Consider the following 12790-nt stretch of genomic DNA (forward strand, 5'->3'; position numbering starts at 1 on the left):
CGCCGGTCTATGAGTCGAAAAACAAGAGAGCGCGCGATGCAAGATACTGCCAAGCCGGCGACCAAAGTTCTGATCGTCGACGACCATCCTGTGGTGCTGTCCGGTTGTCGCACCCTTTTCGCGTCGGACCACTCGATCCGGATCGACGAGGCGATCGACGCCAAATCCGGGCACCGCGCCTATATCAGCAAGCGGCCTGACGTCACCGTCATCGATATCAGCTTGCCCGACGTGTCCGGCTTCGAGCTGATGCGGCGGATCCGCAAGGACGATCCCGAGGCCAAGATCATCATGTTCAGCATGAACGATGATCCGGCTTTTGTGGTGCGGGCGGTCGAATTGGGGGCGCAGGGCTATGTCTCCAAGGGCGACGATCCCCGGATTCTGCTCAAGGCGGTGCGCAAGGTGATCGCGGGCGACAACTTCATCTCGCCGCAGCTCGCGGAGGCCGTGACCTTCTCCGGCGCCGCGATCAAGGCCAATCCGGCCTCGCAGATGACGCCGCGGGAGCTTGAAATTCTCCGCCTGCTCGGACGCGGCGACAAGATCGTCGAGGTCGCCGAGGCGCTCGGCATCTCCTACAAGACGGTCGCCAACACCACATCCCTGCTCAAGCAGAAGTTAGGGGCCAAAAACCATTCCGACCTGATCCGGATTGCGGTGGAAATCGGGATGAGCTGACGTCCAGGCACCGCCGGTCGCCGAACCGGCTGCTCCAGGATGCATCCGGTTCGGCGGAGGCGGATCGGCATCGGCACGCAGCCGGGCAATGCATGGACACCGCCGACACCATCCGCGGACACAATGGGCGGAGGTGATATTCGTTCCGGAACCAGCCCGCGATTCGGGAAAAAGAAGCAATAGCGGGGCTATTGAACCGCCACTACGCGCATCGGTGGACAATAGCGCGTCGGGAAAAATAGGAACATTTTCTTGCGCCCGTCGTTTTCGCCCTTGACGATGTCGTGACAGGCGACGAAAGCTGATGCGAACTGTTTTCGCGGGGCCGTGACCCGCACAAGGCAAACTGGTCTGCACAAATCAACGACAGACCTTCCAAGAGAGGGGCTGCGGCATCACCGCAGCCCTTTTTCGTTGGAGACAGGTGCAGGCGGGAAGCGGTTTCCCGATGCCGCAAAACACTTTATGGTGGCGCAAAGCCTCTGGCTGTTAACAAGTAATTTCGTAAAATCAAAGGCTTATGAGTTGGGCTCAGGCTCGGCCGGCCTTTGGAGGGCAGTTTGACTCGTTATATCTCGACCCGGGGCGAGGCCCCCGAACTCGGCTTCTGCGACGTCATGCTGACCGGGCTTGCCCGCGACGGCGGCCTGTATGTGCCGGCCACCTGGCCGCAGCTCCCGGCGGAGACCATCGCCGGCTTCTTCGGCCGCCCCTATTGGGAAGTCGCCGTCGACGTGATCCGCCCCTTCGCCGGCGGCGAGATTTCGGACGCCGAACTCGGCCGCATGGCCAACGAGGCCTATGCCACCTTCCGCCACCCTGCGGTGGTGCCGCTGCGCCAGATGTCGCCGCACCAGTTCGTGCTGGAGCTGTTTCACGGTCCGACGCTCGCCTTCAAGGACGTGGCGATGCAGCTGATCTCGCGGCTGATGGACCACGTGCTCGCCAAGCGCGGCCAGCGCACCACGATCGTGGTCGCGACCTCCGGTGACACCGGCGGCGCCGCGGTCGACGCCTTTGCGGGCCTCGAGAACGTGGATCTCGTCGTGCTGTTTCCGCACGGCCGCATCTCCGAGGTGCAGCGCCGGATGATGACCTCGGCGGGCGCGGCCAACGTCCATGCGCTCGCGATCGAAGGCAATTTCGACGACTGCCAGGCGCTCGTGAAGGGGATGTTCAACAACCATCGCTTCCGCGATGCGACCTCGCTGTCCGGCGTCAATTCCATCAACTGGGCACGCATCGTCGCGCAGGTCGTCTACTACTTCACATCGGCCGTTGCCGTCGGTGCGCCGGCGCGCGCGGTGGATTTCGTCGTGCCGACCGGCAATTTCGGCGACATTTTCGCAGGCTATGTCGCCAAGCGCATGGGTCTTCCGATCCGCACCCTGCGCATCGCCGCCAACGTCAACGACATCCTGGCGCGTACGCTCAAGACCGGGATCTACGAGGTGCGCGAGGTGCACGCGACCGCGTCGCCGTCGATGGACATCCAGATCTCCTCGAATTTCGAGCGGCTGATGTTCGAAGCCGGCCGGCGCGACGCCGCCGGCGTGCGCCGCTTGATGGAACAGCTGAAGCAGTCCGGGCGGTTCGTGCTGCCCGACGCGACGCTGGCTGCGATCCGCGAGGAGTTCGACGCGGGACGCGCCGACGAGACCGAGACTGCCGCTGCGATCCGCGCAGCCTGGCGCGAGGCGGGTGAACTGGTCGATCCCCACACCGCGGTCGCACTTGCGGTCGCCGACCGCGACACCACCGACACGACGGTCCCCAGCATCGTGCTCTCCACGGCCCATCCGGCCAAATTCCCCGATGCGGTCGAGGCGGCCTGCGGCCAGCGGCCGCAACTGCCGGTCTGGCTCGACGGTCTCATGACCAAATCCGAACACATGAAGGTGATGAAGAACGAGCAGGGCGAGGTCGAGCGGTTCGTGCTGTCGGTCAGCCGCGCCGCGAAACAGGGAGTTGCCGGATGAGCGTCGAGATCTCCAAGCTTGCGTCCGGCCTGACCGTCGTCACTGACAAAATGCCCCATCTCGAGACCGCGGCGCTCGGCGTCTGGGCCGGCGTCGGCGGGCGCGACGAGAAGCCGAACGAGCACGGCATCTCGCATCTGCTCGAGCACATGGCGTTCAAGGGCACGACCAAGCGCACCTCGCGCGAGATCGTCGAGGAGATCGAGGCGGTCGGCGGCGATCTCAATGCAGGCACCTCGACCGAGACCACGTCCTATTATGCGCGGGTGCTGAAGGCCGACGTGCCGCTCGCGCTCGACGTGCTCGCCGACATCCTGGCCAATCCGGCCTTCGAGCCGGACGAGCTGGAGCGCGAGAAGAACGTCATCGTGCAGGAGATCGGTGCCGCGCAGGACACGCCCGATGACGTCGTGTTCGAGCACCTCAACGAGCTCTGCTATCCCGACCAGCCGATGGGCCGCTCGCTGCTTGGCACGGCCAAGACCTTGCGCGCCTTCAACCGCGACATGCTGCGCGGCTATCTCTCGACGCATTACCGCGGGCCCGACATGGTGGTCGCCGCGGCCGGCGCCGTCGATCACAAGCAAGTGGTCGCCGAGGTCGAGAAGCGCTTTGCGAGCTTCGAGGGCACGGCGGGTCCCAAGCCGCAATCCGCGATGTTCGGCAAGGGCGGCGCCAAGGTGGTGCATCGCGAGCTCGAGCAGGCGCATCTGACGCTGGCGCTGGAAGGCGTGCCGCAGAGCGATCTGTCGCTGTTCTCGCTCCAGGTCTTCACCAACATCCTCGGCGGCGGGATGTCGTCGCGGTTGTTCCAGGAGGTCCGCGAGAAGCGCGGCCTCTGCTACTCGATCTACAGCTTCCACGCGCCCTACAGCGACACCGGCTTTTTCGGCCTCTACACCGGTACCGATCCCGCCGACGCGCCGGAGATGATGGAGGTCGTGGTCGACATCATGAACGATTCGGTTGAGACGCTGACCGAGGCCGAGATCGCGCGGGCCAAGGCGCAGATGAAGGCGGGCCTCCTGATGGCGCTGGAGAGCTGCTCGTCCCGCGCCGAACAGCTCGCCCGCCATGTGCTGGCCTACGGCCGGCCGCAGACAGTGGAGGAGCTGGTGGCCCGGATCGACGCAGTCAGCGTCGAATCGACCCGGGACGCCGCGCGTGCACTGCTTTCGCGGAGCCGGCCTGCGGTTGTCGCATTAGGCAGCGGCAGGGGTCTGGACACGGCGGTGTCTTTTGCGGAAGGATTGACGCGGGCACGTGCCAAGGCGCGGCTGCATTAGGAGCCGCGCAGTCGGGCTGATCTGCCCCGGGAAGCATCACCATGGCCCTGTTTCGCCTGCCATCCAGTGGACCCGCCGCCCTCGCGCCGCGCGGTAACGGACTTTTGCTGCGCGCCCCGCAGATGTCGGACTTCCTGCAATGGGCGCATCTGCGCGAGTCCAGCCGCGATTATTTGACGCCCTGGGAGCCGATCTGGCCGTCGGACGACCTCACCCGGTCCGGCTTCCGCCGCCGTCTGCGCCGCTATTCCGAGGACATCGCCGCGGACCGCTCCTATCCCTTCCTGATCTTCCGCGAGCTCGACGGCGCCATGGTCGGCGGCATCACGCTGGCCAATGTCCGGCGCGGCATCGTCCAGGCCGGCACCATCGGCTACTGGGTCGGCAAGCCCAATGCCCATCGCGGCTACATGACGGCGGCGCTCCGGGTGCTGCTGCCGACACTGTTCGGCGAGCTCAATCTGCACCGGGTCGAGGCCGCCTGCATCCCCACCAATGCGCCGTCGATCCGGGTGCTGGAGAAGTGCGGTTTCACCCGCGAGGGGCTGGCGCGCCGCTATCTGTGCATCAACGGGGTCTGGCAGGACCATCTGTTGTTCGGCCTGCTGCACGAGGATTTCCGCGGCTGAGCCCGCTATCCATCGGGCCAACGTCTCCCGGGGGCTGCCTTATTTTACTTGCCTTGGGTTCGCCGATTTTGGCGATATAAACCGCTGGCCGGCCTGCGATGGCCGGAAGATTGTCATGGAGTACAGGCGTTGATGGTGAAGCAGCTTGGATCATTGCGGCATGTGCTGCGGCAGGGCCCGGTGATCGCATTGGCGCTCTCGGTGTCGCTTGCGGCTGTCTCGTCGGCCTCGGCGCAGTCGCTGACCGACCGCTTCAAGGGCCTGTTTGGCGGCAAGTCCGACGAGCCGGCCCAGCCCAAGCCGGCACCAGCGCCCGGCCAGCCGGCCGATGACGACGTCGATTGCCCGCAGGTCACGGTACGCGCCGGAGCCTCCACCTATGCGGTCGGAGCCACGGGCAAGCCGGCCGTCGGCAATGAGATCCGCTTCCAGGCCACCATCACCAAGATGGCGCGTGAATGCTTCCGCAGCGGCGGCGATATCACCGCCCGGATCGGCATCCAGGGCCGCGTCATCGCCGGTCCCGCCGGTGCGCCAGCTACGGTCGATGTGCCCTTGCGCATCGCCGTGGTGCAGGGCGGCGTCGGCGAGAAGGTGATCGCCTCGAAGGCCTACCGGACCACGGTCGGGATGGCGGAAGGCGGCAGCGTGCCCTTCACCTTCGTCGCCGAGGATCTGGCCTATCCGGTACCTTCGGCCGCGGTCGCCGATTCCTACATCTTCTATGTCGGCTTCGACCCGCAGGCGCTCGCGCCCGAGCCGAAGGCGCGGCCGAAGAAGAAGTAGGGCGAGGCCGCGCGACAATCTCAGCTGTCATTGCCCGCGAAAGCGGGCAATCCAGTACGCCGCAGCTCCTCGATTCATCAAAACCGTCTCGGAGTGCTGGATCGCCCGGTCAGGCCGGGCGATGACACCGGATGTGTGGCTAACATCCAGCCCAACAAAAAAGCCGGCGCTCATCGCGCCGGCTTTTTGATTGGTGCGGCTTATGCCCTCAGTTCAGCTTCTGCCGAACCTCGGTAATGCCCTTGGCGAGCAGATCGTCGGCGACCTGGCCCTTGACCGACTGCGAGAGGATCGTGGAGGCGGCCTGGATGGCGGCATCCGCGGCTGCGGCGCGGACATCGGCCAGCGCCTGGGCCTCGGCGAGCGCGATCTTGCTCTCCGCGGTCTTGGTGCGCCGGGCGACGAAGTCTTCCATCTTCGCCTTGGCTTCGGTCGCGATGCGCTCGGCTTCGGACCTGGCGTTGGCGATGATGTCGGCAGCTTCACGTTCGGCCGACGCGGTGCGCGCCTTGTAGTCGGCGAGCACCTTGGCGGCTTCCTGCTTCAGGCGCGTCGCGTCGTCCAGTTCGGCTTTGATGCGGTCGGCGCGATGGTCGAGCGCAGTCATCGCTTTCTTGAAGACCCCGAGATAGCCGAACAGGACCATCAGGATCACGAAGGCAATGGCGACCCAGGTTTCAGGATCGAAGAACATATCGACTAACCCTTCAAGGACGCATCAACGGCGGCATTGACCGACGCTGCATCCGGAACGACGCCCGTGAGCTGCTGCACGATCTGGCTTGCCGAATCGGCCGCGATCGCGCGGACGTTGCTCATGGCGCTGGCGCGGGTCGAGGCGATGGTCTTTTCCGCCCCGGCGAGCTTGGCCGCCAGCTGTTCTTCCAGCGTCTTGCGCTCGGCGTCCGCCTGCGCATTCGCCTTGTCGCGGGATTCATTGCCGATCGCCTGCGCACGCGTGCGCGCCGCGGCGAGCTCGCTTTCATAGGCCTTCAGCGCCGCCTCGGACTGATCCTTCAGCTTCTGCGCTTCGGCGAGGTCGCCCTCGATCTTGTTCTGACGCGCCTCGATCGCACCGCCGACTTTCGGCAGAGCGAGCTTGGACACGACCACGTAAAGCACGACGAAGAAGATCGCGAGCGACACCAGCTGCGAAGCATAGGTGCTGCTCTCGAACGGCGGAAAGCCGCCACCGTGGTGACCACCGTCAGCCTCGGTATGGGCGCCCGCCGCTGGACCCTTCGCCCCGCCATGACTCTCAGCCATGGAGTACTCCTGTTGCTGTCAGGCGCGCCGCTTCGGTCGAAGCGGCGCGAAGAACGTCGTCCTCAGAGCGGAACGAACAGCAGCAGCAGCGCGATCAGCAGCGAGAAAATGCCGAGCGCTTCGGTCACGGCGAAGCCGAAGATCAGGTTGCCGAACTGGCCCTGAGCGGCCGAGGGGTTGCGAACGGCTGCGGCGAGGTAGTTGCCGAAGATCACGCCGACGCCGACGCCTGCGCCGCCCATGCCGATGCATGCGATGCCCGCGCCGATAAGTTTTGCTGCTGCCGGATCCATTTTAGACTCCTTGGAAGAAAGATTGGGTTGTGGGTGGAAATTCCCCGGACCGCTCAGTGTCCCGGATGAATGGCGTCGTTGAGGTAGATGCAGGTCAGGATCGCAAACACATAGGCTTGCAGGAACGCGACCAGAATCTCGAGGGCGTACAGCGCGACCGTGAGCGCCAGCGGCAGCACGCCGCCGACCCAGCCGAGTGCGCCGAGCGAGAAGCCGAGCATGGCGACGAAGCCCGCGAACACCTTCAGCGCGATGTGGCCGGCCAGCATGTTGGCGAAAAGACGGACGCTGTGGGAGACCGGCCGCAGGAAGAACGACAGGATCTCGATGAACATCACCAGCGGCAGGATGTAGCCGGGGACACCGTGAGGCACGAAGATCGAGAAGAATTTCACGCCGTTCTTGGCAACGCCGTAGATCAGGACCGTGAAGAAGACCAGCAGCGCCAAGGCCGCCGTCACGATCAGATGGCTCGAGATCGTGAAGGTGTAGGGAATGATGCCGATCAGGTTCGAGACGCAGATGAACATGAACAGCGAGAAGATCAGCGGGAAGAACTTCATGCCTTCCGAGCCGGCGGTCGAACGGATGGTCGAGGCCACGAACTCGTAGGAGATTTCGGCGACCGACTGGAGGCGCCCGGGAACCAGCTGTGAGCCGCTCGCCAGCATCAGTAGCGAGATGATCGCCACGGCGATCAGCATGTAGAGCGATGAATTGGTAAAGGCGATCGTTTGATTGCCGATATGGCCCAGGGTGAAGAGAGGCTCGATGTTGAACTGGTGGATCGGGTCGATTTTCATCAGCGCGGCATCTCTTGTCTGCCGGGCAATGCCGGCGGGTCTCGGTCTTCCGGCCGGGCCGGCCCGTACCAGCGAGGCCGGTACGATCATTCCTCTCCTGTGCGGATCGCCTAAGAACCACCGCGCCTGTTTTGACCCGCGCCCGCCGTTCTCACCACATTCACCACGCCGGCCACGAAGCCAAGCAGCAGGAACACGATAAACCCGAAAGGCGACGTCGACAGCAAGCGGTCGAAACCCCAGCCAATCCCCGCTCCGACAGCAACCCCGGCGACCAACTCGGAGGATAACCGGAAACCAAGCGCCATCGCCGAGGCTCTGGCCGCTCTGTCTCCATCGTCACCTGCGGGTTGCTCGGTCTTGATGTGGCGGTCGCGAAGTTCGGACAACCGCTGATCAAGACTTCCGAGCCGTTCGGAAAGCGCAGCTTCCTCGGACGATCTATCGCGATCTCCATTCCCGCCGTGTCCCGTGCCCTGTGTCATGCAACGAAGACCCGAAACGCCGCGGCTGAATGGAAATTACGCCCGCCACCCTCAAAAGCCGCGCGGACCATACTGATGGCCCATAATCAAGTCAAGCCAAGTCACGATTGCGTCGCCTTCTATTATGTATCTGATTTTCTTGACGATATTGGCGTGTGCGGCAGCACTGCACACAGCGTGACGCCGCACTGCAGCAGCTCTGCACATGATCGGCGAAGGCGGCCGCGATTTCGCCGCGCTGTCTGGATCAAACAGGCTGCCGCGATCGTTGATTTCACAGGCGCGTTTTTGGCGGCGGATGGCCGCGCCGGGGTGTAGAAGTGCGGGCGTGCCACCTGCGCGTCGTGGCGGAGAGCGCGATGAGACCTGCGACATCATCCACAGCATCATGGCTTGCGGCGGCCGCGCTTGCCGCGTTGATGACAACCAGCGGCGGTCTCGTGGCCGCGCAATCGGCGCCCGACAGCGAAAACGGCCGCTACAGCATGACGCCCATTCCCGAAGGCGTGCTGCGGCTCGACACCCGCACCGGAACGGTGTCGACCTGCACCAGGAATGGCGCCGGCTGGGCCTGCTATGCCGTGCCCGACGAACGGACCGCGCTCGACGCCGAGATCGGCCGGCTTCAGACCGAGGTCGAGAAGCTGAAGGGGCAGCTTGCGGCGGGGCCGACCGTGTCGGGGAAGGTCGACGAGGCGATGCCGAAATCCGACCCGCTGAAGAAGGCGGAGCCGAAGGTCGCCGAGGGCGAGCGCAGAATCGAGATTCCGCTGCCGAGCGATCAGGACGTCGATCGCGTGATGTCCTTCCTGGAAAAGGCCTGGCGCCGGCTGATCGACATGGCCAACCGCGTGCAGAAGGACGTGTCGGGGAAGATTTGAGAGCTTGAATGAGACCCGAAAAACATCTGACCCGCTCGGCGCCTTCGTCGGTGCAAGCCACCACCATCGCTTCGTCTCTGCTGACGGTTTCGACACCCGGCCGCGGCTTCACCGATCTCACCGCGGAAGCCGCGCAGTTCATCAAGGACGTCTACGCTCGCGAGGGCGCGCTGACGCTGTTCATCCGTCACACCTCGGCTTCGCTGACGATCCAGGAGAACGCCGATCCGTCGGTGCTCGTCGACCTCACCACGGCGCTGTCACGGCTTGCGCCCGAGAATGCCGGCTGGACGCACGACACCGAAGGACCGGATGACATGCCGGCCCACGTCAAGACCATGCTGACTCAAACCTCGCTTCAGGTCCCGGTGCTGAACGGCAAGCTCGCGCTCGGCACCTGGCAGGCGATCTATCTGATCGAGCACCGCATGCGCCCGCACCGCCGCGAGGTGGTGCTGCAGTTCATCGGCAGCATCCACTAAGGCAGCACCACTAACCCGCAAAGCAAAACCGGCCGCGGAGACCGCGGCCGGTTCGTGTTGTCGATCGTTGCTGCCGATCAGGTCGCCTTGATGTCGACGTCCTTGGTCTCGGGCAGGAAGAACAGGCCGATCACGACCGTGATGGACGCGAAGATGACCGGATACCAGAGACCTGCATAGATATCGCCGGTCGAGGCCACGATGGCGAAGGCGGTCGCCGGCAGCAGGCCGCCGAACCAGCCGTTGCCGATGTGGTAGGGCAGCGACATCGAGGTGTAGCGGATGCGGGTCGGGAACAGTTCGACCAGCATCGCGGCGATCGGGCCGTACACCATGGTGACGAACAGCACCAGGACGAACAAGAGTCCGACAACCGCGGCCACCTGCGGACGGAAGATGTCGAACGGATGCGCCATCTTCACGATGCCGGCGTCGCCGGCCTTTGGATAGCCGGCCGCCTGCACCGCGGCGAGCACTGCCGGGTTGCCGTCCTTGGCGTTGGCGTAGGCGACATCCTTGCCGTTGACCATGACCTTGACGCCCGAGCCCGCTGCGCCTGGCGAGGTCGTGTACTTGACCGACGACTGGGCGAGGTAGGCACGCGCGGTGTCGCAAGGCGCGGTGAAGACGCGGGTGCCGACCGGGTTGAATAGGTCGCCGCAACCTGCGGGATCCGCCACCACCTCGACCTTGACCGACTCGATCGCCTTTTCCAGCGCCGGGTTGGCGTTGGTGGTGATCATCTTGAAGATCGGGAAGAAGGTCAGCGCCGCGATCAGGCAGCCGCCGAGGATGATCGGCTTGCGGCCGATCTTGTCGGAGAGCACGCCGAACACGATGAAGAAGCCGGTGCCGAGCAGCAGCGACCAGGCGATCAGGAGGTTGGCGGTATAGCCGTCGACCTTCAGGATCGATTGCAGGAAGAACAGCGCGTAGAACTGGCCGGTGTACCAGACCACGCCCTGGCCCATCACGCCGCCGAGCAGCGCGAGCAGCACGAGCTTGCCGTTCTGCCAGTTGCCGAAGGCTTCCGTCAGCGGCGCCTTCGAGCTCTTCCCTTCGTCCTTCATCTTCTGGAAGACCGGGGATTCGTTCAGTCGCAGCCGGATCCAGACCGAGACACCGAGCAGCAGCACCGAGACCAGGAACGGAATGCGCCAGCCCCAGGCCGCGAACTCGGTTTCGCCGAGGGCGGAACGGGTGAACAGGATTACCAGCAGCGACAGGAACAGGCCGAGCGTGGCGGTCGTCTGAATGAACGAGGTGTAATAGCCGCGCTTGCCGTCCGGCGCGTGCTCCGCGACATAGGTCGCCGCACCGCCATATTCACCGCCGAGTGCCAGGCCCTGGGCGAGGCGCAGCGCGATCAGGATGATCGGGGCCGCGATGCCGATGGTCGCCGCGTTGGGCAGCAGCCCGACGATGAAGGTCGACAGGCCCATGATCAGGATGGTGACGAGGAAGGTATATTTGCGGCCGACGATGTCGCCGACGCGTCCGAACACGATGGCGCCGAACGGACGCACCAGGAAGCCCGCGGCGAAGGCCAGCAGCGCGAAGATGTCGCGGGTTGCCGGCGGATAGGCCGAGAAGAACTGCGCGCCGATGATGCCGGCCAGTGAACCGTAGAGATAGAAGTCGTACCACTCGAAGACGGTACCGAGCGAGGAGGCGAGAATGACGAACCGTTCGTCCTTCGTCATCCCTCCCGCGCCTGCTTGAGACACAGCGATTGTCGACATGTTGAGTCGCTCCCCGAAAAATCGTTTCCTCGCGCCCCAGATGTCCGGGCATGCCGGATCAACCTGGGTCTTGACCGCAAAGTAACATCGGCGTGAAACCCGCCCCAATACGACTTTCGGCCTTGCGCACTGACGCGCACCTGAACGTGCGGTATTGGGCGCCGGTGCTGATCCGTAAGGCTGGGTTAACCCCTTTGCTGCAAAGGGATAATGTGTACTTGCATGCCACGGCCGGTCAGGGAAGAATTGACCCGCCGCGGCAGCGACTCGCCGGCTGGTAGCGAACCACAGCAAGAGAACGATGAACGCTCCTTCGACCCATCTCGTCATTGCCGATGATCATCCCCTGTTCCGTGACGCGTTGCGGCAGGCGGTGGCGGGCGTCCTGACCTCGGCCAGGATCGACGAGGCCGGATCGTTCGAGGATCTGACCAAGCTGCTGGAACAGACATCCGACGTCGATCTGATCCTGCTCGACCTCTCGATGCCCGGCATTTCCGGCTTTTCCGGCCTGATCTATCTGCGCGCGCAATATCCTGCGATCCCGGTGGTGATCGTCTCTGCTTCCGACGACGGCGCCACGATCCGCCGCTCGCTCGACTTCGGCGCCTCCGGCTTCATTCCCAAGCGATACGGCGTCGAGACGCTGCGCGACGCCATTCTCAAGGTCATGGACGGCGACGTCTGGGTTCCCGCCGACATCGACCTGACCGCTCCTGCCGATCCCGACATGACCCGCCTGCGCGACCGTCTGGTCACGCTGACGCCGCAGCAGGTGCGGGTCCTGATGATGCTGTCGGAAGGGCTGCTCAACAAGCAGATCGCCTACGAGCTCGGCGTCTCCGAGGCGACCATCAAGGCGCATGTCTCGGCGATCCTGCAAAAGCTCGGTGTCGAGAGCCGCACGCAGGCGGTGATCGCCGCGGCGAAGATCGCCGGCGGGCAATGGAAGCAGGGCACGCCGACGGGGTAGGGCATTTGGTCATTGACTCGCGGACGGCCGCTAGCGAGGTGAAGGCGGAATTGTTCCGCGCGCTCGGAGCGTCCGGTCTTAACCCATAGCGGCATGGTCTCGTTCTTGCTATCGTCTGTAAGCCAAGACCGAGGTTCGCGAACACCAATGCGACTGATTTTGCACGTGCTGGTCGGGTTGCTCGGCGCCTTAGGCGTGATAGCTGCAGGTGTTCTTAGTCACGAAGTGATGCAGCCCTTTTTCTTGATTGTTTGGACGCCAGCGATCTGGCTGGTTCGTTTTTCAAACGTGCTATGCCCACCGGCAGGCGTAAGTTGCTTTCTGGGCTCGATTAGCCAAGGCGCGCATCATCTTTGGTTTGGTCTCTGCCTCCTTGGTTTTTGGTGGATTGTTTTGTCGTGTGCGATCTGGTCGCTTTTACGTTTGCGTCGATCGTCTCTGCCGGAAAAGTAGAAGTCCACGCGCTCAATTTCCATCGCTTTCGAACCGACAAGCCTACCTCGG

The 12790-nt window shown here is 64.1% G+C and carries 16 protein-coding genes; 10 read left to right on the plus strand and 6 right to left on the minus strand.

Annotated features, from left to right (window positions below; translation table 11 throughout):
• Positions 1–36 precede the first annotated feature (36 nt).
• The 5 genes from F8237_RS18930 (at position 37) to F8237_RS18950 (ending at position 5361) form a co-directional block, all read left to right on the plus strand.
• The gene (locus tag F8237_RS18930) at positions 37–681 is read left to right on the plus strand and encodes a response regulator transcription factor (protein WP_151646863.1); all 645 of its coding nucleotides are present in this window, start codon (positions 37–39) and stop codon (positions 679–681) included.
• Positions 682–1241: 560 nt separating this feature from the next.
• On the plus strand, positions 1242–2660 hold the full coding sequence (thrC, locus tag F8237_RS18935) for a threonine synthase (protein WP_162006120.1): 1419 nt from the start codon (positions 1242–1244) through the stop codon (positions 2658–2660).
• Positions 2657–3946: a M16 family metallopeptidase gene (locus F8237_RS18940; protein WP_151646867.1), complete on the plus strand. Its 1290-nt coding sequence runs from the start codon at positions 2657–2659 to the stop codon at positions 3944–3946. The genes thrC and F8237_RS18940 overlap by 4 nt, the downstream gene beginning before the upstream one ends.
• Positions 3947–3987: 41 nt before the next feature.
• Positions 3988–4575, plus strand: a complete 588-nt coding sequence (locus F8237_RS18945; RefSeq protein ID WP_151646869.1) for a GNAT family N-acetyltransferase — start codon at positions 3988–3990, stop codon at positions 4573–4575.
• A gap of 132 nt (positions 4576–4707) precedes the next feature.
• On the plus strand, positions 4708–5361 hold the full coding sequence (locus F8237_RS18950) for a hypothetical protein (protein ID WP_151646871.1): 654 nt from the start codon (positions 4708–4710) through the stop codon (positions 5359–5361).
• 208 nt (positions 5362–5569) lie between these two features.
• Here the strand turns inward: F8237_RS18950 and F8237_RS18955 are convergent, their stop codons facing one another.
• From F8237_RS18955 to F8237_RS18975, 5 genes are all read right to left on the minus strand, one after another.
• Positions 5570–6055, minus strand: coding sequence for a F0F1 ATP synthase subunit B family protein (locus tag F8237_RS18955; protein WP_151646873.1), 486 nt, complete (start codon positions 6053–6055; stop codon positions 5570–5572).
• A 5-nt stretch (positions 6056–6060) separates the two neighbouring features.
• Positions 6061–6627: a F0F1 ATP synthase subunit B family protein gene (locus F8237_RS18960; protein WP_151646874.1), complete on the minus strand. Its 567-nt coding sequence runs from the start codon at positions 6625–6627 to the stop codon at positions 6061–6063.
• 62 nt (positions 6628–6689) lie between these two features.
• Positions 6690–6920: a F0F1 ATP synthase subunit C gene (locus tag F8237_RS18965; RefSeq protein ID WP_007599451.1), complete on the minus strand. Its 231-nt coding sequence runs from the start codon at positions 6918–6920 to the stop codon at positions 6690–6692.
• A gap of 53 nt (positions 6921–6973) precedes the next feature.
• Positions 6974–7723 carry a F0F1 ATP synthase subunit A gene (locus tag F8237_RS18970; RefSeq protein ID WP_041748016.1) on the minus strand — a complete coding sequence of 250 codons (750 nt, stop codon included), beginning with the start codon at positions 7721–7723 and terminating at the stop codon, positions 6974–6976.
• Between the two features lie 110 nt (positions 7724–7833).
• Positions 7834–8208 carry an AtpZ/AtpI family protein gene (locus tag F8237_RS18975; protein ID WP_151646876.1) on the minus strand — a complete coding sequence of 125 codons (375 nt, stop codon included), beginning with the start codon at positions 8206–8208 and terminating at the stop codon, positions 7834–7836.
• Between F8237_RS18975 and F8237_RS36380 the strand changes: the two genes are divergently transcribed.
• From F8237_RS36380 to F8237_RS18990, 3 genes are read left to right on the plus strand one after another with little or no spacing between them, the layout of a single operon-like run.
• Positions 8089–8526 carry a hypothetical protein gene (locus tag F8237_RS36380; RefSeq protein WP_151646878.1) on the plus strand — a complete coding sequence of 146 codons (438 nt, stop codon included), beginning with the start codon at positions 8089–8091 and terminating at the stop codon, positions 8524–8526. The genes F8237_RS18975 and F8237_RS36380 overlap by 120 nt on opposite strands.
• A gap of 41 nt (positions 8527–8567) precedes the next feature.
• A complete protein-coding gene (locus tag F8237_RS18985; RefSeq protein WP_151646880.1) occupies positions 8568–9089 on the plus strand; it encodes a hypothetical protein in 522 nt (173 codons plus the stop codon).
• Between the two features lie 8 nt (positions 9090–9097).
• Entirely contained in the window at positions 9098–9571 is a 474-nt protein-coding gene (locus tag F8237_RS18990; RefSeq protein ID WP_151646882.1) for a secondary thiamine-phosphate synthase enzyme YjbQ, read from the plus strand.
• 77 nt (positions 9572–9648) lie between these two features.
• Here the strand turns inward: F8237_RS18990 and F8237_RS18995 are convergent, their stop codons facing one another.
• Positions 9649–11274 carry an MFS transporter gene (locus tag F8237_RS18995; protein WP_201280135.1) on the minus strand — a complete coding sequence of 542 codons (1626 nt, stop codon included), beginning with the start codon at positions 11272–11274 and terminating at the stop codon, positions 9649–9651.
• A 340-nt stretch (positions 11275–11614) separates the two neighbouring features.
• Here F8237_RS18995 and F8237_RS19000 point away from each other — a divergent pair, with 340 nt between their 5' ends.
• Positions 11615–12286 carry a response regulator gene (locus F8237_RS19000; RefSeq protein ID WP_151646886.1) on the plus strand — a complete coding sequence of 224 codons (672 nt, stop codon included), beginning with the start codon at positions 11615–11617 and terminating at the stop codon, positions 12284–12286.
• A gap of 147 nt (positions 12287–12433) precedes the next feature.
• Positions 12434–12739, plus strand: coding sequence for a hypothetical protein (locus tag F8237_RS19005; protein WP_151646888.1), 306 nt, complete (start codon positions 12434–12436; stop codon positions 12737–12739).
• Positions 12740–12790: the final 51 nt, after the last annotated feature.

Source organism: Bradyrhizobium betae, from assembly GCF_008932115.1.
GTDB lineage: Bacteria > Pseudomonadota > Alphaproteobacteria > Rhizobiales > Xanthobacteraceae > Bradyrhizobium > Bradyrhizobium betae.